The sequence below is a fragment of the Pseudogemmatithrix spongiicola genome (genome assembly GCF_030623445.1).
Classification (GTDB): Bacteria; Gemmatimonadota; Gemmatimonadetes; order Gemmatimonadales; family Gemmatimonadaceae; genus Pseudogemmatithrix; species Pseudogemmatithrix spongiicola.
Window position 1 is genome coordinate 1726082 of record NZ_CP130613.1, and the last position, 24551, is coordinate 1750632.

Genomic DNA, 24551 nt, shown 5'->3' on the forward strand with positions numbered 1-24551 from the left:
CCGAGGCGCGCCGCCGTTTTGCGTTGCCGCCGCGCTTAGCGCCGGACGGCGAAGCCTTCGATGTGCAGATCGAGGTTGTGATTCACGCGAAGGCCGGCGATGCCGTCCGTGTTTGCGGCCATCCCCTGGCGCGGCAGCTCGCGGATGAGCTGGCCGTTGGCGAACAGACGCGACGCCGTCGCCGTGACTTCCACCCGCAGCGTGTTGGCCTGCTTGCCGTCGGCGCCTTCCTTCACGATGGCCGGATGTTCGGTCCACTCGACGATGTTATGGGTCTCGGCGCCGGCGCGGTGCTTCACGAGATACTTCCCGTCCTTCCGGATCACGAAGTACAGGTAGTCCTGGTTCGCCTCGTTCAGGTTCCGGCCGCCCCAGATGAGGCCGTAGGCCTCGGCGTGCTGCGGCGCCTTCACCTGCGTGAAGGATGCCTCGACGGTGTAGGCGCCCTGCACCGTGTTCGTCGCGTTCCAGTACACGGCGGCCGGGCCGCCCGTCACATGCATGCCGGCGCCCATGGTCTCGAAGCGAATGGCGTTGCGATCGGCGTTGGCCCGGTCGAAACGCAGGTTCCAGCCGGCCGGCGCCTGCGCGCGGCCCTGCGAGACCTGCCGATCCGGGTCGTTGCCCTGGGCGGCGAGCGTGGACGCGCTGCCGACGAGCAGTGCGGTGAGTGCGAGACGAGCGATCATTGGGAGACCTCCGAGGGGGTAGTGACGGACCGACGCGGGCCCGAGGGCCGATAGAACCGCAGCAACCAAGCGATCGCGACGAGCGCGATGCCTGCCCATCTCAACCACGGAAGCCCGAAGCGGGTTCCGCTCAGGAACACCACGACGCCGGCGAGGGCGAGGACGACCTTGGCCGTGTGCACCGGCATCTAGACGATATCCTCGCGCTGCGTGTCAGGGAACGAGAGAATGAAGTCCTTACCAAACGCGGACGAAGGCGTTTGGAAGCCCACCGGCACGCCGCCAGCCGCCACGCGCTGCGCCGCGGCGACCGCCGTCATGGCCGTAAGCGAGTACCCATCGGGGGCCACGAGACGCGACTGCATGACCCGCCCCTCGGCGTCACGAACCTCGCCCCAGAGTCGGCTGCGCGCACCCGCCCGGCGCTCGGCGCTCGGCCCCGGCGTGCGTGCCGCGATCCGCGCCTTCAGGAAGCGCTGCACCGGGGCCGTGCCCAGCAGCGGGAGAATCGGCCGCGTGAGCCGCATCAGGCGCACGGTCTGCGGGGGCACCGCCGTATAGACGCGGATGTCGGGGATGCGCGTCGAATGGAACGCGGTGGAGACGTCGCCCCAGGGGATGGTCACGCAATGGCGGCGGCGATCGCCGAAATCGATGTCGCGCGTCGCATAGGCGCTCGGCACGCGCACGATGTGGCAGTCGCGGCGGATCGCCCCGCCCTGCGCGATGCCTTCCACCATGGTCGTGGCGGTGCCGCGTGAGAGGCCCGTCCCGCCGGTGAACGCCAGTTCGAGCGCAATCGCGTCCGGCATGCGCGCGTGCAGATGCGCGGCAAGGCAGTCGCTGGGCACCACGTCGAAGCCCACGCCCGGGAGCAGCGTGATGCCCGCCGCCTTGGCGGCCACATCGCTGGCGGCCATGCGCTCGAAGACCGCAATCTCGCCCGTGATGTCGAGGTAGTGGACGCGGTTGCGCAGGCAGGCTTCGAGCATCGGCTGCGCCATCCGATGGAACGGCCCCGCGCAATGCAGGACGGCATGCGCTCCGGCCAGTGCCGCATCGAGCGCACGCGGGTCGTCGAGCGAGGCCGGTCGAGCCTCCAGGCCGAAGGGCGCGGCCAAGCTTCGCACCGCCTCTGGGTTCCGCCCGGACAGCACTGGGCGCAGTCCCAACCGGACCGCCTCCTCGACGATCAATCGCCCCGTATAGCCAGTCGCACCGTAGACGACGAACGCGCTCACCGAGCCGCGCCGACAAAGGGCGGAATCACGAAGGGCCCGAGATGCGGTCCGGGGTTCTGCCAGGCGGCACGCAACGCCATGGCGAGCGTCGCGCGGGTTTCCTCGGGGTAGACGATCGCGTCGATATACCCGCGCGCCCCGGCGTACCGGGCATCCAACTGATGCTCGTAGTCCTCGCGCATCTCGGCGATCGCCGCCTGCACCGCGGGAGACGGATCCGTGCCGGACTTCTTGGCGGCCTCCAGCGCCGGGCCATGCACCGCGGCAACGGCCGACTCGCCTTCCATCACCGCCATGCGACCGGTGGGCCAGCTCAGGATGAAGTCGGGGTCGAAGCCCTGCCCCGCCATCGCGTAGTAGCCGGCGCCGCTCGCGTGGTTCACCGTGAGCACCACCTTCGGCACGGTCGCCGTGGCCATCGCCTCGACCCAGCGCGCGCCTGCGCGGATGATCCCCTCGTGCTCGGCTTCCTTACCGACCATGAACCCGGAGACGTCCTGGATGAACAGCAGGGGGATCCCCTGGCGATCGCAGCGGTCGATGAAGAACGCGACCTTCTCGGCGCTCTCGGCGTAGATGATGCCGCCGAAGCGCGGCTTCTCGCCCTCCCGCCCCTTGATGAGGCCGCGGGCGTTGGCGATGACGCCGACCGGAATGCCTTCGATGCGCGCGTCGCCGCAGAGCATCTCGCGGGCGAGCTGCGGCTGGAACTCGTCGAGCGTCCCGTCGTCGAGCAGCGCCTTGAGCAGCTCGTGCACGTCATAGGACATGCGGTGGTCGCTCGGCAGGATCTCATAGAGCGCAGTGGACTCGACCGCCGGCTGCGCGGTGGGGTCGTGCGGAGCCACGCGCGGCGGCGGCGCGAGGCGCGCCACTTGGTCGCGCACCATGCGCAGGCACTCTTCGTCGTTCTCGGCGGCATAGTGCGCGACGCCACTCACCGTCGTGTGCATCGTGGCGCCGCCGAGCGTCTCGCCGTCCACGCTCTGGCCCGTGGCGCCCTTCACGAGATTCGGGCCGCCGAGGCCCATGAAGGAGCTGCCCTTCACCATGAGGATGACATCGCTGAGCGCGGGCAGGTACGCGCCACCCGCCACGCACTGGCCCATGACGGCCGCGATCTGCGGGATGCGGAGGTAGCGCCGCATCAACGAGTTGTAATAGAAGATGCGCGCCGCCCCGTACTGCCCCGGAAAGACGCCGCCCTGGTAGGGCAAGTTCACGCCCGCCGAGTCGACGAGGTAGATGATCGGGATGCGGCAGCGCATGGCGCATTCCTGCGCGCGCAGCACCTTGGGGATCGTCTCCGGCCACCACGAGCCGGCCTTGACGGTCGCATCATTGGCGACGACCACGCACTCGCGGCCGTGCACCTGGATGATGCCGGTGACGACGCCAGCGGCCGGCGCCTCGCCGTCGTAGCGATCATGCGCGACGAGCAGGCCGAACTCGAGGAACGCCGAGCCGAGGTCCTTGAGCGCCGCGACGCGTTCGCGTGCCGTCAGCTTGCCCTGCGCGTGCTGCTTCGCGATGCGGTCGGGGCCGCCGCCGAGGCGCAGCGTGGATTCGAGGTCGCGGCAGGCATCGGCCAGCTCACGCAGCCGGCTATGGGAGGAGGCCGCGCCGCGGGCGGCCGGTCGGGCGGCGGTCACGCTTCCTGCGACTGTCGTTCGGCGAACCAGGTCTTGATGTACTCGACGAGGTCCGCCGTCGACGTCCCGGGACCGAACAACTTGCCGACGCCCTGCGTTTCCAGCGCCGCCATGTCTTCCTTGGGAATGATCCCGCCACCCGTGAGGAGGACGTCGTCTCGCCCCTGCTCGCGCAGGAGCTGCTGCACCCGGGGGAACAGCGTCATGTGGGCACCGGAGAGGATGCTGAGACCGACCACGTCGACGTCTTCCTGGATGGCGGCCGACGCGATCATCTCCGGCGTCTGGTGCAGGCCGGTATAGATGACTTCCATGCCGGCGTCGCGCAGCGCGGCGGCGACGACCTTGGCGCCGCGGTCATGACCATCGAGACCGGGCTTGGCGACGAGTACGCGGATAGGGCGGGACATGGGGGAATAGTACCCCGCGCCAGAGCGCGATTCAACGCGACGCACCGTCCCGTTTGACCGCGAAGGCTGGACCGAGTCCCATCCGAACGGGTGGGCTGCGCGGGCCCAGCGGTCACGGGGATGTGACGGGACGGTCACAGGTGGGGTTGTTGTGAGTGACTGCGCGGGATACGATACCCGCAGCAGGAACTGCTGGACTGCAGGGGCCGACCTTCGGCCATCCCACCATCTGCGGAGGGCATCACATGCCTGGTAGTCTCTTCCGGGCCGTTCGGGGCGTTGCCATGTTGGCGACGTTGCTCGTCGGTCCCTCGCTCGCGGCGCAGCAAGCCACGGGCGTCATCACGGGTCGCGTCACGGTGCGCGGTACCCAGGACCCTGTCGGCGATGCACGTGTCATCGTCGTCGGCACGGCGATCGCGGTGTTCACCAACGCGAACGGTGAGTACCGCATCAACACGGCGCCCATCGGGCGCGCGCAGGTCACGGTCTACAAGATCGGGTATTCGTCGGTCTCCGACACCGTCACGGTGTCGTCCGCGCAGCCGGCCACGCTGAACCTCGCGATGGCGCAGACGCGCGTCCAGCTCTCCGAAGTGGTCGTGACGGGCGCGGTCGGCAACACCGAGCGTCGCGCGCAGGGTGCGGCGGTCGCGACGGTGAACGCCGAGGAGCTCGCGGCGCAGTCGCCGGCGCAGTCCTTCAGCCAGCTGCTGCAGTCGCGCGTACCGTCGGTGTCCGTGAACTCGGCCTCCGGCACGGCGGGCACTTCGCGCCGCATCAACATCCGCGGCGCGGCGTCGATCAACCTGTCGAACCAGCCGCTGATCTTCATTGACGGCGTGCGTATCGTCGAAGGCCAGCCCGGCCTCGGCGTCGGCGGCCAGTCGGCCGACCGTCTCAACAACATCAATCCGGACGACATCGAGAGCATCGAAGTCGTGAAGGGCCCGGCCGCCGCGACGCTGTACGGCGCCGACGCCTCGGCCGGCGTGATCCAGATCATCACCAAGGCCGGCCGCTCCGGCACGCCGCGCTTCCAGCAGCGCCTCTCGCTGGAGTCGGGCTCGGTGGACCAGAACTGGACGCCGCCCGACAACTACGCCCGCTGCCGCGCCGTCGACACCGTGGCGTCCAGCCTCAACCCGCTGTGCCGCGGCCAGGCGCTGAACACGCTGGTGTCGGATAACCCGCTGGTGCGCGAGGACGTGTTCCGCGTGGGTTCGCTGACCAACATGTCGTACTCGATCAACGGCGGTGGCCAGGGTTACGGCTACTACTTCGCCGTGAACAACGACCGCCAGCAGGGCACGCTGCCGAACAACGCCTTCGGCCGCCAGGGCATCCGCACGAACTTCAACTTCGTGCCGAACAGCAAGGTGACGGTCAACGCGTCGATCGGCATCCAGCAGTCGGAGCTCGACGCCCCGCAGAATGACAACAACATCTATGGGTACCTCGGTGGCGCCTTCCTCGGCACCCCGCTGTCCCGTACGGATGACGGCTCGGGCAACGACGGCTGGTTCGGCTTCAACCGCGGGCCTGAGGAAATCGCGGCCATCGAGACGCGGCTCGTCACGCGCGGCACGACGGCCGGCGCGACGGTGACCTTCGTCCCGATGCCCTGGTTCACGCACAAGCTGACGCTGGGCGGCGACCTTGTCGTCGACGAGTACACGAACTACTTCCCGCGCAACGGGCGGCAGGCCTATGCCGGCCTGCTCAACACCGGCTCGAACACGCAGAACCGCACGAACAGCGAGCGCTACACCGTTGACTACAACGCCAACGCCCGCAACACCTTCGGCGGCGGCGACTGGGAGCTGAACACGACGGCGGGCCTGCAGCTGATCTCGACCCGAACGAACTTCCTCGGGTCTACCGGCACGGGCTTCGTGACGAACTCCAACAACGTGATCTCGTCCGCCTCGCAAACGTCGGGCGTTGGCTCGCTCACGGATGTGCGTCAGCGCGGCTGGATCGGCCAAGTCCAGCTCGGCCACCTGAACCGTCGCTTCCTCACGCTCGCGACGCGCGTCGATGAGTTCTCGGTGTTCGGCTCGGACGTGGATCCGGCCGTGCTCCCGACGATCCGCGGTTCGTGGGTCATCTCGGAAGAAGACTTCTTCCAGCCGATGAGCAACATCGCCAGCTCGCTGCGCCTCCGCGCGGCGTACGGCACCACCGGTCGTGCCCCGGGTGCGGGTGCGGCCCTGACGACCCTCGCCGCGGCGCCGAGCATCATCGGCACGTCGAGCGAGGCCGGCGCGGTCCCGGCCAACCCGGGTAACCCGAACCTCAAGCCCGAAACGGGCAAGGAACTCGAAATCGGCTTCGACGCCGGCTTCTTCAACGAACGCCTCGGCCTCGAGTTCACGTACTTCAACAAGACGACGAACGACCTGATCCTGTCGCGGCCGCTGCCGCCGTCGCTCGGCTTCACGCAGGACCCGCAGGTCAACATCGGCGAGGTCGTCAACCGCGGCATTGAAGTCGCGGTCAACGCCACGCTGTATGACAGCCCGACCTTCACCTGGGACGTCCGCGGTGGTTTCAACACGCTCTACAACGAGCTCGTGGACCTCGGCGATGTTCCCGCCTTCAACACGCTCAACCGCTTCACCGAAGGCTACCCGCTCGGTGCGTTCGTGTCGAAGCGCATCCGCAACATCGACGAGGCGACCGGCGTCGTGACCGTCGCCGACACCTTCGAGGTGGTCGGCTCGCAGTTCCCGGGCTTCGAGGGCACGCTGACCTCGACGTTCACGCTCTTCCGTCAGCTGCGCATCTCGGCACAGTTCGACACCAAGCAAGACTACCTTGTGTACAACAACACCGACTTCTTCCGCGAGACGCAGCTGGTGCGCAGCAACGCGCGTCTGGACACCACGGTCCTGTCGCGTCGCGAGCGCCTGAAGCGCTACGGCAATCCGACGCCGGGCCAGCCGGCGTTCCGTCAGGAGAACGGGGCCAGCACCACGGTGAACGAAGTACGGGATTATTACCTGCAACCAGGTGACTTCGTCCGCTTTCGTGAGCTCGGTGTAACGTGGGACATCCCGGCCAAGTACGCGACGCGCATGCCCGGCGTTGCGACCGCGTCGCTCGGATTCGCGGTACAGAACGTCGCACTCTGGAAGGACAAGGATTTCACGGGCCCCGATCCTGAAGTAATCTCGGCCGCCGGCGCGCAGTTCAACCGCACCGACTTCCTGACTCTTCCGAATCCGCGCACGACCGTGCTGCGGCTCAACATCACCTTCTGAGGGACGAATGCGACTGATTCCCAAGTTGTCCCGAGCCGCGACGGCCTTCGGAGGAGCCCTGCTTCTCTCGACGGCCGTGGCGTGCGCTGACTTCCTTACGGTCAGCAACCCGAACGTCATCAACCGGGACGAAATCGACCCGGTGCAGGACGCGACCACGTTGGCCAACTCCGCCCAGCAGTCGTACCAGTCGGCCCTCGGCTGGCTGATCATGTACGGCAGCTGGTTCCAGGGCGAAACGCTGGTGGCGGAGACGTTCCCCACACGTAACGAGTTCGGCCGCCGCGAAGTCGTCGCGGCGAACGGCTCGCTCAACGCCGACGTGTGGTTCCCGCTGTCGCAGTCGATTTCGGGGAACGCGCTCGTCGCCGAGCTCGCGCTGCCGAACCCGGACACGAACATCAACTATGTCCGGGCCCACACCTGGCTGGGCTACGGCTTCCTGCTGATGGCCGAGCAGTTCTGTGAGGGCACGACGCGCGGTGGTCCGTCGCTCGACACCAACACGATGTTGGATTCGGCGATCGCCAACTTCGGCGTCGCGATCACGAAGGGCACCGCCAACGGCAGCGCGGCGGCGGTCCAGCTGGCGAACATCTCGCGCGTGGGCCGGGCCCGTGCCCGTCTCCAGCGCGGCCTGAACGCCGACGCTCTCGCCGATGCCACGTCGGTGCCGGCGGGCTTCACGTTCTCGTTCACGCACCTCGACGATCCGGGCAACCGGACGCGCCTCTCGAACCGCATGTGGCAGTTCACGTTCGACCGCGGTTCGATCACGGTGGCGCCGGCGTTCCAGGTGAATGACCCGCGCGTGCCGTACCAGCTCCCCGGCCAGCACTCGTTGGCGGCGCAGGACCCGAACTCGGGCCCCTTCGTCATCCAGCGTAAGTACCCGGCCTACACCAGCCCGATCCGCGTGGCGTCCAAGCTCGAGGCGGACTACATCGCCGCCGAGATCAACGGCAACGCTGCGCAGCTCGCGCTGATCAACACCCGCCGCGCGGCGGCGGGGCTCACGCCGTATGCCGGCGCGGTCGACAACGCGTCGGTGCTGCGGGAGTTCATGCGCCAGAAGCACCTCGACTTCTACCTCGAAGGCCAGCGCTTCGGCGACTGGCGCCGCGTGCCGGCGGCCGTGACGGACGTGCCGGTCCCGGGCTCGACGTACTTCAAGCCGGGCTTCTCGCCGGTCGGCAACCAGACCTGCTATCCGCTGCCGCTGGCGGAGACCGACAACAACCCGAACTTCACCCCGTAAGGGGCGGTTCACCGCAGGCACAACGGGGGGCTGGCACTCGCGCCAGCCCCCCGTTGGTCTTTCCCTGCTCCGCGCCTACGGATTGAACCAGTAGCTCAGCTTGAGGAGCACCGTGTTGTCGGGGTGCGTGCCGAAAAGCGAGCGCACGTCACGGCCCATGTCGAAGGTCCCCGGATTCCGCGCGTCGGCCCGACCTTGCTGCCACACCACGAAGAGCACCGAACCGGGGCGATACTCCCAGCGGAACACGACATTGGAGTTGAACTGCTTGCTGTTGAACCCGCCCGGGTCCGCCCCGCCGCCGTAGGGCGCATAGCGCGCATCGTACGCGCGGGCGTACGGATCGGCGATCTCACGCCAATCCGTAAAGTCGCCCACCGCGATGAACGGCTGGGCGTAGAGCTGCAGCGAGAGCGTCGGGCTCAGCGTCACATTCGCACGCGCCGTCAACTGCACGAGGTCCTGGTCGAGGCGCGCAAAGGTGTAGTGCGTGGTATCGCTGAACGCGCTGCCGAAGTCTGCACCCACTGCGCATCGAGGACGCGCCCTTCGTACCCCGCCCCGAGCTCGAACGACGTGCGCGAGCCGGCGCGCGCGACGACGCCGACTTCTGCCGCACGTGACCAGCTGCGTCCCTCATCCGCGCGCGCGAAGGCCACGGACGCCGAGGGTTGCAGCGCCCGGCGGGCGTCGCCGTCAAACGTGACCGCGACGCGGTGTTGCGCCGACTGCCGCAGGGCCGGTCCGCCGCGCGCGCAGGACACGCAGTGAGTGGCGCCGAGATTCGACGCCGTGTACGTGATCGTGCTGGTCCAGAAGTTCGTGAACTCGGCGAATCCGTGCAGCTGAGCCTGCGAGCCGGTCGGCAGTCCGCCGGTGGTCCAATGCTGCTCCGCCGAGGCGACGGCCATGACGCGACGATGCCAGAGTCCCGGGCGCAGCGCCGCCAGGACCATCTGATTCCGCAGCATCACGTCGTTGACCAGCGTCACGAACCCGAGGTCATTCAGCTCGGTCCCCGGCGCCGCGTACCGCGTGGTCGTTTCCCAGCGCACGCGGCCGGCGTACCGACGCAGGCTGAGCGAACTCACCCCGCCGTCCATCGACCGCCGCGTGGGGTCGTAGTCCATCTCGTGGTCCGGCCGCTGGAAGTAATGCACGCTGGTCAATTGCGTGCGCGCGATGGCATCGGCGCTGCCACGGGCCGTGGAGCGTCCGGTGTAGCCGCTGACTTCCCAGCGATCGGCAAAGCGATGGTAGCCCTGCAAGAGCAGCGTGTACGCCTCGCGGCGGAGGAGCGGTTCCGTCGCGGCGTCGAGGTCGCGGACCAGTGCGGTGACCATGGTGCCGAACTGCGATCGACCGCCCCGGAAGTCCTGCACCAAGCGTCCCACCAGCGTGGTGGTCTGGGGCTCGATGGTCTGGCCGAGGCTGCCGGTCTCGCGGGCCGAGGAGACGGCGACCACGCCGAACTGCGCACCGCCCTCGAGACGGCCGGTGATCTTCGCGGCGGCCTGGATGCGACTGAAGCGCGGATCGGAGGGCGCCGCGCGCAATTGCGGCGTGCGGCCCACGCGTCGCGTGTAGAAGATGCCTTCGCAGGGCCCCTGGCAGCGGAAGAGGTTCACGCCCTCTTGGAAGAACGGCCGACGCTCGTCGAAGCGGATCTCGAACGCACTGAGATTCAGCACCGCGGGATCCATCTCGACTTGGCCGAAGTCGGGATTGATCGTCGCGTCGAGCGTGATGTTGTTCGTGAGCCCCGCCTTCAGGTCGAGGCCCGCGGTCTGCTGCTGCGGATTCCGCCAGCCGCTGGGCGTGGGCTCGGTGACGTTCTTGCTGACCGCGTAGGGCATCACTTCGAGCCGCCGGTTGCGGCCGATGTCACGGATACCCACGAGGTCGCCCAGCTGCGAGGCAAAGGTCTGCCGCGAGGGGCGATAGACCGGCCACGCATCGCGCTCGCCATAGCGGGCGACGTCGCGCCAGACGCCGAAGCCGAACACGTGCTCATCCTTCGGCGTAAACCGCAGTTGGCTGAACGGAATCGCGAACTCGGCGTTCCAGCCGTCCGCGTCGATGCTCGTCGCGGCGTCCCACACGCCGTCCCAGGCGATGTCCTCCTGGACGTCACCATAGACGGTGGCGTCGCGCTTCACCCCGGCGGGGTTCACCATGAACTGCAGGGCGCTGCGACGGTCCCGGAACCCGTCGATGACGACCTTGATCCACTCCGACGGTGTACGGATGTCGCGGCGGCTGAGTAGCGCGACGAGCGAGTCCGGTCGCGGATCGTAGGCCTTCACGAAGACGTAGAGCACGCGGTCGTCGTAGGCGACACGGATACTCGTTCGGAATCGCGCCGGCCCCGCCTCCGTGGGCGTGAACTGATAGAACTCGTCTGTCTCCGGGGCGGTGGCCCAGACGCGTTCGGTGTCGCGGCCGTCGATGAGCATCGGCTCGTCGCTGCGTACGGCGCGCGCCTGCGCGCTGTTGGGATCGGAGGGTTGCGCCGCTGCCATGATCGGGAGCAGCAGCGCGACGCCAGCAAGGGAAAGTCGCATTCCGGGAAGGATCGGGTCGGAGTACCGCAGGGATGTCGCTCTTACGCGGGGGCGCCCCGGATTGTTTAGCCGGCACGTAGCCGGGGATTCCTCCGATACTCAAATGACCTATCTTGCGTTCTTCCCCCAAGCCCCCCGACGTGGCCGATCCGCGCCCAACCCCTCCGCTGCACCCCGACGACCCGCAGATGTATCGCGACCTCGTGGAGTTCTCCCCCGAGGCTGCGTATGTCGTGGCCGACGGCCGCATCGTCTACGTCAACCCAGCGGCCATCCGGCTGTTCGCGGCGGAGGATGCCACCCAGCTCATTGGCTCGGAGATCCTCGCGCACATCCATCCCGACGACCATGCGCTCGCGTTGGCGCGTCGCAAGGCCGTGCTCACGTCCGGCGTCCCCGCCCCGATGGTCGAGATGCGCTTCGTGGCGCTCGATGGCCGCATCTTCGAAGTCGAGGTGCAGGCCACGCGTATCCTGCACGACGGACGTCCGGCCACCTACGCGGCGGCCCGCGACATCTCCGCGCGCAAGCGGCTCGAGGAACAGGTGCGAGAGTCGCAGAAGCTCGAGGCCGTGGGCCGACTCGCCGGCGGCATCGCGCACGACTTCAACAACACGCTCGCGGTGATCCTCGGACACAGCGAGATGCTGCTGGCGGACCTACCGGCGGATCACGCGATGCGCGACGAGTTGCAGGCCATCCACCGGGCCGCGCAGCACTCGGCCAGCCTCACGCGGCAGCTGCTCACCTACGCACGACGCCAGCCGATCGCGCCCCGCGCCCTCGACCTCAACACGGCGGTGCACGACACGCTGCGCATGCTGCGGCCGTTGCTCGGGGAGAACGTCACGCTGGATTGGGTCCCCGCGACCGAGTCCTGCCATGTCTTGATGGACCCGGCGCAACTCGACCAGATCCTCACGAACCTGTGCGCCAACGCGCGCGACGCGATCGACGATGTGGGCAGCCTGACGATCAGCACGCGGCTCGTCGAGCTCGACGAGGCAGCCGCGCGTCGCCTGCCGGACGGCCGCCCGGGCCCGTACGTGCTCCTCTCCTGCGCGGACAGCGGGCGCGGCGTGCCGCCCGAACTGCTCGACCGCATCTTCGAGCCCTTCTTCACGACCAAGCCGCAGGGGCGTGGTACGGGACTCGGCCTGTCCACCGTCTACGGCATCGTCCGCCAGCACCACGGGAGCATCGTCGTGGAGAGCATGCCGGGCGTCGGCACACGGTTCGACCTGTACTTTCCGCGTCATGAACTCGAATCGGCGGCCGTCTCGGCAAGCGCGGCGACCGCCGTCGCTCCGACCGCGTCGGCACGGGTGCCCGCCTCGGCGACGGGTACGACCGTCCTGATCGTCGAAGATGAGGCGGCGGTGCTGCAGCTCACGCGCCGGGCCCTGGAGACGCAGGGCTATCGGGTGCTCGCCGCGGAAGGACCCACGGCCGCCTTGGAGCTCCTCACCTCGCATCCGGCGACGATTGACCTCCTGCTCACCGATGTGATGATGCCGGTCATGAGCGGACCGGACCTCGCGCGGCTGGTCCGCGCTGAGCGACCGGACATTCGGGTGCTGTTCATGTCGGGCTACAGCGCGGATCTGGTCGCGCGGCACGGACGCGCCGACGGCGACGCGACGCTGCTGAGCAAGCCGTTCACGCTCGCCGAGCTGTCGGCGAAGGTCCGCGAAGCCCTCGAGGCACGTAGCGCGGCCTAGGCCCGGTCGGCCGCCCCGGCCCTAGCCAAGCGCGCCGGCGCGTGGCAATCTCTGCGAATGGCCACCGCAAAGAAGAAACGCGCCGCGAAGAAGTCCAAGAAGGCCGCCGCCGCCAAGACGCGGGGCCTCGACGCCCGACGACTCGCCCCGACGGCGGCACCAACCGCCGTGAGCGCGCTCGCCGAGCGCATCGCCGATGATGGTGGCGACGTGTTGGCCACCTATCGGGACCCGCTGGGTGGCCGCTGGCAGCTGCTGGCGGCGCTACCGATTGACGCGGTCGCCCCCACACCGTACCAACGAGACCTCTCGGACACACATGTCGCCAAGCTGGCCGATGCGGTCGACAAGCTCGACCGCTTTCTCGATCCGATCGTCGCGGTGCCGGCTCCCGACGGGGGCTACTGGACGCCGAACGGCAATCATCGGCTCGGCGCCATGCGGCAGCTCGGCGCGAAAGCCATCACGGCGTTGGTCGTGCCCGAGCCCGAGCTGGCGCACCGCATCCTCGCGCTGAACACGGAGAAGGCCCACAACCTCCGCGAGCGCGCCCTCGAAGTGGCGCGCCTCGCCGATGCTTTGGCCGCCACGGACGACGCCGCGGAGAAGTCGTACGCTGATGTCTTCGAGGAGGCTCCGCTCATCACGCTGGGGCTCTGCTACATGGAGAACGGGCGCTTCTCCGGCGGCGCGTACCACCCGATCCTCAGGCGCTGCGACCAGTTCCTCGGGGCCAAGCTCCCGGCCGCACTCGAGGAACGGCGGCGGCGCGCCGCGAAGCTGCTCGAGCTCAACGGATTCGTGAACGAGGCGGTCGCGGCGCTCAAGGCGAAGGGTCTCGAGAGCCCGTACCTGAAAGCCTTCGTGGTGGCCCGCATCAACCACCTGCGCTTCGTGAAGGACAAGCATCCGGACTTCGATAGCACCATCGACAAGATCCTCGGCGCCGCGCGGCGATTCAACGCCGGCAACATCAAGGCGGACCAGATCGCCCGCAGCGGTGGCCCTCCGACCTCCGACGACTGATCGTTCCCTCACGTACGACCGACATGCCGACTCTCGCCAAGCGCCTGCTGCTCGCCCTGGCCGTCGCGGCCGTGCTCACCGCCGTCGTCGCGCCCATCCCGACCGTGCGGATGCACCGACGGTTCCTGCAGGCATCGCCGAACCCCGACGCGCGTCACCGCACGCTGCTCGACGCCGACGGCCGCGTGCCGATGGCCGCGTGGCTCCCGGCGACGGACGCAACCGTAGAGCTGGCGGATGCCGGCCTCCTGCTGCGCCGGCTGTTCCCGTTCAACGCCGTCGGTGAGCAGCGCCCGTACGTGCGCGAGCTCGCTCCGCTGCCCATGCTCTGGGAATCGGCGAGCATGGACCCGACATTGTTCCGGGACGCCCGCGCGAGCGATAAGCCCACGGCCGCATTCGACCGCAGCCGTATCTTCCGTTCCGTCCAGCGGCGCCTGACGCCGGAGGAGCGTGCCTACGCGGCAAACGTCGCCGATGACTCGCTCTGGTTCGTGTTCGACCGAGTCGCCCATGCCGCGGCGGCGGACCTCGCGGCCGCGAGCTTCACGCAGCCGCTGCGCATGGAGGTGGCGCAATTCGAGATGCCGATTCCGCGGATCTCGCGCGTCAGCGCCCTGTCCGACGGCGTCGCGATGCGCGCCGCGCTCTACGCCGCCGCGGGCCAGCGCGACAGCGCCGACGCCGTGATTGGCCGGCTGTATGCGGTCGGCATGCTCTTCCACCGCGAAGGCCTCAACACCATCGAAGGCTTGCTGGGCCACCGCACGGCGATGAACGCCGTCTCAATGCGCCGCGGCCTGCACGAGACACTGCCCCAGCCCCGCAGCGGCGCGGTGATCGCTGCGCTGGACAGTCTACAGGCGCGTGACTCGAGCGCCCGACGGCCCTCCCGCGCGATGTCCGTGGCGACCGGCGCGGAAGAGCCTGCGGCGGTCGACGCCATCCGCGCGGGCCTCATCCGCGCCGTCGCGGACCCCACCATCACGCGAGCGTACCGCCTCGAGGCACTCGCCCTGCTCAGCCTGAGTCCCTGTGCGACAGCGGGACGCTTGCTCTTCGGCCCAGGTGACGCCGTGACTGCCGCGCAGGCAGCTGCCATGCAGTCCCTGCCGCGGACGGCGGCCGAGAGCGCATACGTCGCGCTGCTCGTACACCAACTCGACTCCGCGCGATTCGAGGACGCCAGTCCCAGCGGCCTCGCGGGGGCGTTTCTCACCACCAATCGCGCGCTGTCCGCCATCACGTTCAATCCACGCTTGCGGACCTGCAGCGAGATCGCGGCAACCGTAGTCTTCTGACGTCCGGCGGGCCCGGCGCGGCCCCGTCCGTCACTGGACGACGACGATCCGCAGCTCCACACGCCGGTTGGCATCGCGTCCCGCCGGCGTCGCATTGCTGGCAATCGGCCGTCGCGCGCCCATGCCGACGGCGAGCAAGCGTCCGGACGCCACGCCGCCGCCACGCAGCGCCTCCACGACCGCCAGCGCACGCTGCTCCGAGAGCGACTGGTTCACGGCAGCCGCGCCTGAGTCATCCGTATGCCCGATGACCGTCACGACGCTCGCTTGATAGTCGCGCAGCACGCCGGCGATGGTCGCGAGATGCGCCCGCGCCTCCGGGGCGAGCCGTGCGCTGCCGACCGCGAATGACGCCGTCGCACCGAGGCGCATCGTGATCGCTTCCCGCGCACGTTCGATCTGCAGGTCGGGGATGCGCAGCTGCCGGAACTTGGCCTCCTGCACGTCGATGTAGTACCCCACCTCGGCGGTCGACACGCGCTGGCCCGCCGAGACGAGGCCGAGGCGGCGCGCTGCGACGGCGGAGTCCATCTGCGACGCTTCGACGAGACCGGCGGGCCGCGACGCGCCGCGCGTCGATCCCGCGGATGCCGCTGCAGCGGACGTAGGGGCGGGCGACGGCGACTTCGCCAGGCCGAGGCGGCCGCAGCCGGACGCGATGAGTGCCGCGAGCGTGAGCGGAAGCAGCGCGATCCGCATTATGCGGAGGTTCCCTCGACGAAAGCCTGGAACTCGCGCGCGTCGACAGGGCGACTGTAGAGGAACCCTTGCACGAACTCCACCCCCTGATGGCGCAACCACGAGGCCTGCGCCTCCTCCTCGACGCCTTCGGCGACCATCCGGAGCTTCAACGAGCGGGCCATTTCAATAACATGCACTACGACGTGGCTGGTGGCTGCCCCCGTGCCGATGGCCTCGACGAAGGCCTTGTCAATCTTGAGCTGATCCAACGAGAAGCTCGCCAGGTACGCGAGGCTGGAATAGCCCGTCCCGAAGTCATCGACCGCCACGGCGTGGCCGCGCGCGCGGAACTCCGCGATCCGCGCGCGGGCGAGCTCCGTATCCACCAACGCGCGCTCGGTGATCTCGAGCTTGATTGCCGTCGGCGGCAGGCCGGCGGCCTCCAGCGCCCTCGGCAAGGCATCGATGAACCGCGGATCGTGCAGGTCCTGCGACCCGAGGTTCACGGCCAGCGCCAGCTCGGGCCGCGTCGCGAGCCAGGGCCCAAGCTCCCGCAACGCCTTGTGCAGCACGGCGAGCGTGAGATCGGTGATCAGTCCCTCCTTCTCGGCCAGCGCGACAAACACATCCGGCGGCACGCGCTCGTCACGCTCGGTGGTCCAGCGCGCGAGGACTTCCGCCCCGATGCACCGACCCGTTTCCAGGTCGACGATGGGTTGGTAGACCGCGGCGATGCGATCTTTGGCGATGGCCTCGCGGAGCTGCGTCGTGCGGCTGAGGCGGTGCCGCGTATAGCGCAGCAGCACGTAGAGCCACAGTCCGAGCAGTCCGACGCCTAGCGCCGAGCCACCGAGGACGGCGCCGCGGTAACGGCTCCAGAACTGGCCCAGCGGCTCCACCGCGACGATGTCGATCGGCATCTCGCCCGGGCGCGAGAAGCGCGCAATCACACGCGCCCCCTCGCGATCCATCGTCAGGCCGACCGGGAGCGAGGCGGGATCCGGCAGCACGGCCGTGTCGGGACGTGCCGTCAGGCGCAGGCCTTCCACCCAGAGGCCCGCCTGGCGACCCTCGAGCGGTCCGACATCGAGCAGCGCATGCGGGTCGAGCGCCACGTCGTGGTCGCCGAAACGCATCAGGAACAGCTGCACGCCACCCACGCGCGTGGCCGGCTTCGGCCACCAGGCAATCACGCCGGAATCATAAATGCGATCCGCCCTCGGCGGCCGAAGGCCCTCGCCGGCGAGGAAGCCGACGCCGCACAGGCGATCGGCGGCCCGCCAGTAGCCGATCGCGCGGATGTGCGGCCGCCCGATGGCCGCGTCCTGCAGCGCGGCGAGGTGCGCCGGACCGCAGCGGCGATGCGGCAGCTGCTCGAAGCCCTGCAGCAGCGTGCGTGCATCGAGGATCATGGACTCGGCGCGCCCGCCCAGGGCTTCGGCCAGCGCCGCCACGGCGCGTTCGTCGGCGCCGACGGAACTGCGGTAGAGCATCGCGGTGAACACGGCCGCGAGCGCGACCACGCCAACGAGTCCGGTCAGCGCGACCCGGACGAGCGTGCCGTCGCGCGGCTTCACCGCGGCGGTCCGCGCCGGGCGACGAGGAGCATCTCGTGTGAGCCGCGCGTCAGCGGGCCCTCGCGGAATCCGTCGTACACGCCGGTCACCGTGAGCCCGGCATCTTGCAGCAGCGCCTCGAGGTGCGTCGCCGTGTAGAGCCGGATGCGGTGCGTCCGCCGCTCCACCTTCCGACGCCGAGTCCACGTGGACTCGATGGTCAGGAAGCCACTGCGCGGGTCGAAGTGGCGATCCTGCCGCACCGCCGTACCCTCGGCCGTGGTCCACGCGTCGCCGCGCAGGAAGCGGTCGGTCAGCGCATCGCGATTGCCGCCCTGCCAGATGAAGACGCCGCCTCGCTTGAGCATCCGCGCCACCTGCTTGAGCACCCTGGCGTCGTCCGCCGGATCGTCAAAGAACCCGAAGCTCGTGAAGAGATTCACCACGCCGTCGAATCGACGGGTCCAGCGCAGCGGCAAGCGGCGCATATCGCCGCGCGTGTAGCGCAGCGTCTTGCCTGTGCCGCGTGCCTTGGCGGCCTTGAGCATGTCACGCGAGTAGTCGAGGCCGTCCACGTTGAAGCCCGCCTCGGCCAACAGATGCGCGTGGCGGCCCTGCCCGCAGGCGAGGTCGAGCACGCGCGCCCCGTGCGGCAGCGCGAGCAACTCGGTGAGGCGCGCGACCTGACGGCGCTCCTCGATGAGGTCGAAGACCGGTGAGTACTCGTCGAGATAGCCCGCGTCGAAATACGAACGCCACCAGTCCCCCGGTGGCGTCGTCCCAGCGCTGCCACGTGCGCCGCGGGCCATCAGAAGAATACGGGCTCGCGGTACGCGCCGAACACGTCTTCCAGGGCCGCGCGGATCTCATACAGCGTGCAGTAGCTGCGCGCGCAGTCGAGGATGAACGGCACCACGTTCTCCGTCCCGCGGGCCGCCTCGCGCAGCCGCGCAAGCTTCGCCTCGCAGGCGGCGTTGTCGCGCGTCTGGCGCAGCCGGGCCAGCGCGTCGGCCTGGTCGCGCGCCGCCTGCTCGTCGATCTTGAGCAGGGGAATCGTCAGCGCCGACTCGTCGTTCTCGAACGCGTTCACGCCGACGATCACGCGGCGGTGCTGCTCGATCTCCCACTGCTGCCGCGCCGCGCTCTCGGCGATCTTGCGCTGGAACCACCCCGTCTCGAGGCCCGGCACCACCCCGCCCTGCTCCTCGATCTGCGCGAACAGCGCCTCCGCCTCCCGCTCCATGTCGTCGGTGAGCTTCTCCACGTAGTACGAGCCGCCCAGCGGATCGATCACGTTCGGCACGCCCGTCTCGTAGGCCAGCACCTGCTGGGTACGCAGCGCGACCTCCACGGCGTGCTCGGTGGGCAGCGCCAGCGTCTCGTCCATGGAGTTGGTGTGCAGCGACTGCGTGCCGCCGAGCACCGCGGCCATGGCCTGGTAGGCCACGCGCACGATGTTGTTCATCGGCTGCTGCGCCGTGAGCGTCACGCCGGCGGTCTGCGAGTGGAAGCGCATGATCCACGAGCGCGGATTCTTGGCGCCGTACTTCTCCTTCATGTGCCGCGCCCAGATGCGGCGCGCCGCGCGCAGCTTGGCGATCTCCTCGAAGAAGTCGTTGTGGATGTCCCAGAAGAACGAGAGGCGCGGCGCGAAGTCGTCCACGTCCAGCCCGCGGGCGATGCCCCGCTCCACGTACGTGAAGCCGTCGGCCAGCGTGAAGGCCAGTTCCTGCGCCGCCGTGCTCCCCGCCTCGCGGATGTGGTAGCCCGAGATGGAAATGGTGTTCCACTGCGGCACGTGCTCGGAGCCGTACTCGAACATGTCGACGATCAACCGCAGCGCGGGCTCGATCGGGAAGCACCAGGCGTGCTGCGCCATGTACTCCTTGAGGATGTCATTCTGGATCGTCCCCCGGAGTTGCTCGGGCTTCACGCCCTGCTTCTCGGCCGCCGCGATGTAGAAGCACCACAGGATGATCGCCGGCCCGTTGATCGTCATCGACGTGGACACCTGGTCCAGCGGGATGCCCTCGAAGAGCTGCTCCATGTCGGCCAGCGAGCTGATGGCGACACCACACTTGCCCACCTCGCCTTCCGAGCGCGGGTGATCGGAGTCGTAGCCCATCAGCGTCGGGAAGTCGAAGGCCACCGAGAGGCCCGTCGTGCCGTTCTTGAGCAGGAACTTGTAGCGCTCGTTGGTCTCGCGGGCCGAGCCGAAGCCGGCGAACTGGCGCATGGTCCAGAGCTTGCCGCGGTAGCCCGTGGGATGGATGCCGCGCGTGAACGGATACACGCCCGGCACCTCGAAGGCCGTGCCGCCCGAGCCCTCGAGATCCATCGCCGTATAGAGCGGCGCGACTTCCTTCTCGGAGTTGGTGTACGCGATGTCGCGCACCTCACCCTTGTCGTAGCGGGCGCGCCACTGCGCGAGTTCCTTGCGGAGCGTATCGAGCTCGGCCTGCATCTGGGCCAGCGTCGGGTCGAGATCGGAAATCGAGGTCATCAGTCAGTCCCGGTCAGGGTTCCTGCCGCGACGGCCCGCTTGATCAGCGCCTCCGCCTCGGCGAGCGGCGTCGTCTCCCCGCGCTCCAGCGCGGGAATCCGGCCGTCCAGCCACTCGTTCACCGCGGCGTCGCGCCACAGCCGCGCGCGCAACCGCTGTTCCACCGCTTCCACCACGCGCTCGCGCAACCGCGCGCGGCGCCGGCGCTGGAGCGTCCCACTGGCTTCAAGATACGCAAAGTGCCGTTCGAGGGCGTCCATGAACTCGGGGACGCCTTCTCCCGTGGCGCCGATCGTCCGCAGCACCGGCGGCGTCCAGGATTGCTCGTCGTTCGCCTTGGCGGCCTCGCGCGCGACCTTTGCCGGGTTCAGGCGCTTCAAGTCCACGCCGTGGTGTGCCGGCACGTCACGCATCGTCGCACCCGTGCGGAGGCCGAGCATCAACTCGATGTCGTTGCGCAGGCGATCTGCCCCAGGGCGGTCGGCCTTGTTGACGACGAACAGATCGGCAATCTCCATCACGCCCGCCTTGAGCGTCTGGATGGAATCGCCGCTCTCGGGGACGAGCACCACCGCGCTGGTATCCGCCAGCCGCGCGATATCGAGTTCGCTCTGGCCCACGCCAACGGTTTCGACGAGGATGCGATCCACCCCGGCGGCATCGAGCACGTCGCAGACCTCACGCGTGGCCGATGCGAGGCCGCCGAGCGACCCGCGCGTCGCCATCGACCGGATGAAGACGTTCTCGTGCAGCGCGACGCGCTCCATGCGCACGCGGTCGCCAAGCAGCGCACCGCCGGTGAACGGCGACGTCGGATCCACCGCCACCACGCCCACGCGCAGTCCCTGCGCCAGGTAGGCCTCGGCGAGCAAGGTCGTGAGCGTGGACTTCCCCGCTCCCGGCGGCCCCGTGATACCCACGCGCCGCGCCGTCCCCACCCGCGGGTGGCAGGCGGCGAGCAGAGCCTCCCAGCCGCGGCGCCGGTCCTCGATGATGCTGACCGCACGGGCCATCGCCACCTTGCGGCCGTTGAACAGGTCTGCCAGCAGCGTCTCGTTCACGCGTCGGTCACCGGATCGTCGTGTTCATCCTGGATCTCGCCGACGAACTCCTCGACGAGGTCTTCGAGCGTCACCAGGCCCAGCGTCTCGCCGGCGGCCCCACGCACGATGGCCAGGTGCCGTCTGTCGCGCAGCATGCGCGTCATCAGCGCGTGGCAGGGTTCGTCGGGCGTCGCGACGGCCACCGGCCGCGGGGCGCGCAACGGCGCCTCGGGCCGCGCGATGACGTCCCAGCTCGTCACCATGCCGACCACGTGGTCGATGGTGCCGTCGTAGATGGGGAGCCGCGAGTACTTGGACTGCGCCACGAGCTGCGCCACATGATCGGCGCGGGCCGTCCGCTCCACGGCGACGATGTCCGCGCGCGCCGTCATGACGGCCGACACGCGGGTATCGCCGAACTCGACCACGCCGCTGATGATCTCGCGCTCCTCGGCGGCGCCCACGCCCTCGAGCTCGCCCTCGCGCAGCAAGTCCTCGAGCACGTCACCGGGCGTTTCCGGCGCGGCCGCACTGGGGCCCGCCCAGCGGGATACCAGCCGCATGGCGACGCGCGCCAGCGGCTGCGTGAGCCCTTCCACCACCCGCAGCAGCGGCAGCACCACGGGCAGCGACTCCGCCGGCCAGCGGCGGGCAATCGCTCGGGGCACCAGCTGCCCGAACACCAAGAGCATCGCCGCGGCGACGACGAGCGTCTGCGCGAGCGAGAACCCGCGATCGCCCTGCTGCAAGCCCAGCACCGCGCCCAGCGTGTACACGGTGCCGGCGATGCCCGCGCCCGCCGCGATGAGCAACCGCTGCGGACGCTCGAGGTACAGCGCAGCGGTTCCGGCGCCCGCGAGGCGCTGCTCGGCCCAGTGGCGCAGCCAGATGCGACTCACGGTGCGCAGCGCCGTCGCCGCCGTGGTGAGCACCCCCACCACGCCAACCAACAGGATCAGCGGCCACAGCGAGCTCATGCGCCCTCCGGCGGCGCCGTGACCGGCTCCGGCTCGAGATACACGCGATGCACACGCCGCCGCACCACACGCTCGGCGACCAGCTTGTAGCCGTCCAGGACAATCGCCTCGCCGGGCTTGGGCACGCGCCCGAGCACCTCCATCAGCAGGCCACCGACGGTTGCGACATCGCCGCGCGTCCAGTCGCGGTCCGTGAGCTCCGACAGACGCTCCAACGACACTTCCGCCGCCACCCACAGCCGGCCGTTCTCACCGCGCTCCACCTCGGGCAGCTCGGCGTCGCCTTCGTCCTGGATGTCGCCGATGATGAGCTCCAGCACGTCTTCGAGCGTCACGAGGCCCGCCGTGCCCCCGAACTCATCCGCGACGATCGCCAGGTGCCGATGCGTGCTGCGGAACTCGCGCAGCTGGGCTTCCACGGTCTTCGACTCCGGCACGAACGGCGCCGGCTTCACGAGCGACTGCCAGCCCGCCGCGGGCTCTTCATCGGCGAGGAGCGCCGGCAGCAGGTCCTTGGCGTACAGGATGCCGACCACTTCGTCGAGCGTCCCGTCGTAGACCACGAGGCGCGCGTGGCGCGCGCTGCGCACGCGGTCGACGACTTCGCTCCACGGCGTATCCTTCTCGAGCCCGACGATGTCGACGCGCGGCACCATGATCGACGAGACCTTGGTGTCGCCGAGCGAGAAGACGCCGTGGATCAGCACTTCCTCCTGCGGCGACACATCCGCCTCGGCGGCCACCACTTCGCGGAACCGCTCCACGGCATCGTCGTGGTCCTCATCGTCCGGCGTCGGCGGCGGCAGCAGCGCCATCAGTGCGTCGTCTGCCCAGCGTCCGAAGGTCACCACCGGCGCCCCGATCCATTCCACGGCTTCCACCACGGCGCCGACGCGGGCGAGCCCGCGCGAGCCGGCGGCATCACCCGCGGCGCGCGCGCCGACCTCGGTGATCGCGAGCAGCGCCACGCCCGCTACGACGATCCCCGGCGTCGCCCACGCGGCCGGAAACCAGCCCGTGGCCAGCAACGCGACCGTCGTCGCCGCGCCGCTCACGAGTTGCGCGACGATGCGCCCGAAGGCCAAGGCCCGATGCGCACGCTCGCGCCGGTCAAGCAGGGCGCGGGTGCGCGCATCACTCGGAGGCTCGTCGGCATCCAACCCGAGCAGCGCCCCGTCCGCGAAGGCACAGAGCGCCGCGAGCGTCGCCGCCGCGAGGGCGATGAATCCCGCCAGCAGCGTCACGCGGCGAGCACCTGCCGGAGGAGACGCTCCTGACGCTTCCACATGGGCGAGCGCGTGCGCGCCTCACCCTCGGGGTGCTCGTAGCCGAGCACATGCAGCGCCCCGTGCACCGCAAGGCGCAGGAGTTCCTCGCGCAGCGGCACGCCGAAGGCCTTGGCGTTCTCCTGCGCCACGGCCGGGCAGATATACACGTCGCCGATCACGGCGCCCGCGGGATCGCGGAACCCGAACGTGATGATGTCCGTGGGACCGCTGTGGCCGAGGTGCTCGCGGTTGAGGGCCGCCATCTGCCGTGGCGTCATGAGGGTCACGCTGACCAAGGCGTTCCGCACCTTCTCGGCGCGCAGCACGCGTTCCACGGCATCGCCCAGGCGTGCCGATGCGACGGGCACGCGCAGCCCCTCGCGGTTCACGACGACACGCAACGCGGTGGCGGCCTTCGGACGGCGCAGGCTCACGTGCCCGCGTCCTGCGCGTAGGCCTTCACGATCTCGCGCACGAGGCGGTGGCGCACCACGTCCGTCTCGGTGAAGTAGTGGAAGGCGATGCCCTCGATGTTCTGCAGGATGCGCTCCACCTGCAGCAGGCCGCTCTCCTCGCGCTTCGGCAGGTCGATCTGCGTCTTGTCGCCGGTGATCACCGCACGCGAGTTCAGGCCGAGGCGCGTGAGGAACATCTTCATCTGCGCGTTGGTGGCGTTCTGCGCTTCGTCGAGGATCACGAAGGCATCGGCCAAGGTGCGGCCGCGCATGTAGGCCAGCGGCGCGATCTCGATGACGCGGGTCTCGAGCGCGCGCACCACCCGCTCCGGTGGCATGAGGTCGTCGAGCGCGTCGTAGAGCGGGCGCAGGTACGGGTCCACCTTGGCCTGCATGTCGCCCGGCAGGAAGCCGAGCGACTCACCCGCCTCGACCGCCGGTCGCGCGAGCACGATGCGGCGCACCCGCTTGCGGGCCAGGGCGTCCACCGCCGCGGCGACCGCGAGGTAGGTCTTGCCGGTTCCCGCCGGTCCGATGCCGACGACAATCTCGTTGTCGAGCATCTTCTGCATGTACTCGGCCTGCCCGTTCGTCTTGGGCTGGATGATCTTGCGCACGCCTGGCAGCACGATCTTCCCCGGCGTGGAGCTGTCGCGGGCCGGGCCTTCCATCGAGAAACGCAGCACGTCGTCCGGGTCCAGCGGCTGCCGCTGCTTCGCGTGGTCGATCATGCGCTGCGCCACCTGCGCGGCCTTCTCGACGGCGTCCGGAGTTCCCGTCAGCGTCAGTTGCTCGCCGCGCAGCGTCGCGCGCACGGGAAACAACCGCTGCAGTTCCGAGAGGTTGCCGTCGGCCACGCCCGCGAGCGTGAGCAGGTCGGCGCCTTCGGTCGGCAGCTTGGTGGTGATGCTCTCCCCACCCATCGTACTGTCGGTCATCC

At 69.3% G+C, this 24551-nt stretch carries 21 protein-coding genes; 5 read left to right on the plus strand and 16 right to left on the minus strand.

From position 1 onward, the window contains the following. Positions 1 to 35 precede the first annotated feature (35 nt). The 5 genes from Strain318_RS07890 to Strain318_RS07910 are packed head-to-tail and all read right to left on the minus strand — an operon-like array spanning position 36 to position 3992. A complete protein-coding gene (locus tag Strain318_RS07890; RefSeq protein ID WP_367885161.1) occupies positions 36 to 689 on the minus strand; it encodes a hypothetical protein in 654 nt (217 codons plus the stop codon). Next, on the minus strand, positions 686 to 877 hold the full coding sequence (locus Strain318_RS07895; protein ID WP_367885162.1) for a hypothetical protein: 192 nt from the start codon (positions 875 to 877) through the stop codon (positions 686 to 688). The genes Strain318_RS07890 and Strain318_RS07895 overlap by 4 nt, the downstream gene beginning before the upstream one ends. Continuing rightward, complete coding sequence (locus Strain318_RS07900) at positions 878 to 1930, minus strand: saccharopine dehydrogenase family protein (RefSeq protein WP_367885163.1); 1053 nt, start codon at positions 1928 to 1930, stop codon at positions 878 to 880. Beyond that, positions 1927 to 3582, minus strand: coding sequence for an acyl-CoA carboxylase subunit beta (locus Strain318_RS07905; RefSeq protein ID WP_367885164.1), 1656 nt, complete (start codon positions 3580 to 3582; stop codon positions 1927 to 1929). Before Strain318_RS07905 ends, Strain318_RS07900 begins: the two co-directional genes overlap by 4 nt. Next, positions 3579 to 3992 carry a cobalamin B12-binding domain-containing protein gene (locus Strain318_RS07910; RefSeq protein ID WP_367885165.1) on the minus strand — a complete coding sequence of 138 codons (414 nt, stop codon included), beginning with the start codon at positions 3990 to 3992 and terminating at the stop codon, positions 3579 to 3581. Before Strain318_RS07910 ends, Strain318_RS07905 begins: the two co-directional genes overlap by 4 nt. A 245-nt stretch (positions 3993 to 4237) precedes the next feature. Between Strain318_RS07910 and Strain318_RS07915 the strand changes: the two genes are divergently transcribed. Both Strain318_RS07915 and Strain318_RS07920 read left to right on the plus strand, forming a co-directional pair. Continuing rightward, the gene (locus Strain318_RS07915) at positions 4238 to 7258 is read left to right on the plus strand and encodes a SusC/RagA family TonB-linked outer membrane protein (protein ID WP_367887942.1); all 3021 of its coding nucleotides are present in this window, start codon (positions 4238 to 4240) and stop codon (positions 7256 to 7258) included. A gap of 7 nt (positions 7259 to 7265) precedes the next feature. Continuing rightward, complete coding sequence (locus Strain318_RS07920) at positions 7266 to 8516, plus strand: RagB/SusD family nutrient uptake outer membrane protein (protein ID WP_367885168.1); 1251 nt, start codon at positions 7266 to 7268, stop codon at positions 8514 to 8516. A 75-nt stretch (positions 8517 to 8591) separates the two neighbouring features. Here the strand turns inward: Strain318_RS07920 and Strain318_RS07925 are convergent, their stop codons facing one another. After that, positions 8592 to 9044: a DUF5916 domain-containing protein gene (locus Strain318_RS07925; protein ID WP_367885169.1), complete on the minus strand. Its 453-nt coding sequence runs from the start codon at positions 9042 to 9044 to the stop codon at positions 8592 to 8594. Continuing rightward, positions 8963 to 11080: a DUF5916 domain-containing protein gene (locus Strain318_RS07930; RefSeq protein WP_367885170.1), complete on the minus strand. Its 2118-nt coding sequence runs from the start codon at positions 11078 to 11080 to the stop codon at positions 8963 to 8965. Before Strain318_RS07930 ends, Strain318_RS07925 begins: the two co-directional genes overlap by 82 nt. A gap of 140 nt (positions 11081 to 11220) precedes the next feature. On the opposite strand from Strain318_RS07930, the gene Strain318_RS07935 reads away from it, so the two are divergent. From Strain318_RS07935 to Strain318_RS07945, 3 genes are read left to right on the plus strand one after another with little or no spacing between them, the layout of a single operon-like run. Beyond that, complete coding sequence (locus Strain318_RS07935; RefSeq protein WP_367885171.1) at positions 11221 to 12801, plus strand: hybrid sensor histidine kinase/response regulator; 1581 nt, start codon at positions 11221 to 11223, stop codon at positions 12799 to 12801. Positions 12802 to 12858: 57 nt separating this feature from the next. Continuing rightward, entirely contained in the window at positions 12859 to 13827 is a 969-nt protein-coding gene (locus Strain318_RS07940) for a ParB N-terminal domain-containing protein (RefSeq protein WP_367885172.1), read from the plus strand. Positions 13828 to 13850: 23 nt separating this feature from the next. Further along, the gene (locus tag Strain318_RS07945) at positions 13851 to 15128 is read left to right on the plus strand and encodes a hypothetical protein (RefSeq protein ID WP_367885173.1); all 1278 of its coding nucleotides are present in this window, start codon (positions 13851 to 13853) and stop codon (positions 15126 to 15128) included. A gap of 30 nt (positions 15129 to 15158) precedes the next feature. Here the strand turns inward: Strain318_RS07945 and Strain318_RS07950 are convergent, their stop codons facing one another. From Strain318_RS07950 to Strain318_RS07990, 9 genes are read right to left on the minus strand one after another with little or no spacing between them, the layout of a single operon-like run. Continuing rightward, positions 15159 to 15827, minus strand: a complete 669-nt coding sequence (locus tag Strain318_RS07950) for an OmpA family protein (protein WP_367885174.1) — start codon at positions 15825 to 15827, stop codon at positions 15159 to 15161. Beyond that, positions 15827 to 17386, minus strand: a complete 1560-nt coding sequence (locus tag Strain318_RS07955) for an EAL domain-containing protein (RefSeq protein WP_367885175.1) — start codon at positions 17384 to 17386, stop codon at positions 15827 to 15829. The genes Strain318_RS07950 and Strain318_RS07955 overlap by 1 nt, the downstream gene beginning before the upstream one ends. Beyond that, on the minus strand, positions 17383 to 18174 hold the full coding sequence (locus Strain318_RS07960) for a class I SAM-dependent methyltransferase (RefSeq protein WP_367885176.1): 792 nt from the start codon (positions 18172 to 18174) through the stop codon (positions 17383 to 17385). Before Strain318_RS07960 ends, Strain318_RS07955 begins: the two co-directional genes overlap by 4 nt. Then, positions 18174 to 19868 carry an acyl-CoA mutase large subunit family protein gene (locus Strain318_RS07965; protein ID WP_367885177.1) on the minus strand — a complete coding sequence of 565 codons (1695 nt, stop codon included), beginning with the start codon at positions 19866 to 19868 and terminating at the stop codon, positions 18174 to 18176. Before Strain318_RS07965 ends, Strain318_RS07960 begins: the two co-directional genes overlap by 1 nt. Continuing rightward, positions 19868 to 20929 (minus strand): methylmalonyl Co-A mutase-associated GTPase MeaB, encoded by a 1062-nt coding sequence (gene meaB, locus Strain318_RS07970; RefSeq protein ID WP_367885178.1) that lies wholly within the window; start codon positions 20927 to 20929, stop codon positions 19868 to 19870. The genes Strain318_RS07965 and meaB overlap by 1 nt, the downstream gene beginning before the upstream one ends. Then, positions 20926 to 21888, minus strand: a complete 963-nt coding sequence (locus Strain318_RS07975) for a CNNM domain-containing protein (protein ID WP_367885179.1) — start codon at positions 21886 to 21888, stop codon at positions 20926 to 20928. The genes meaB and Strain318_RS07975 overlap by 4 nt, the downstream gene beginning before the upstream one ends. After that, on the minus strand, positions 21885 to 23132 hold the full coding sequence (locus Strain318_RS07980; protein ID WP_367885180.1) for a hemolysin family protein: 1248 nt from the start codon (positions 23130 to 23132) through the stop codon (positions 21885 to 21887). The genes Strain318_RS07975 and Strain318_RS07980 overlap by 4 nt, the downstream gene beginning before the upstream one ends. Beyond that, positions 23129 to 23590, minus strand: coding sequence for an rRNA maturation RNase YbeY (gene ybeY / locus Strain318_RS07985; protein WP_367885181.1), 462 nt, complete (start codon positions 23588 to 23590; stop codon positions 23129 to 23131). Before ybeY ends, Strain318_RS07980 begins: the two co-directional genes overlap by 4 nt. Next, complete coding sequence (locus Strain318_RS07990) at positions 23587 to 24549, minus strand: PhoH family protein (RefSeq protein WP_367885182.1); 963 nt, start codon at positions 24547 to 24549, stop codon at positions 23587 to 23589. Before Strain318_RS07990 ends, ybeY begins: the two co-directional genes overlap by 4 nt. Positions 24550 to 24551 lie beyond the last annotated feature (2 nt).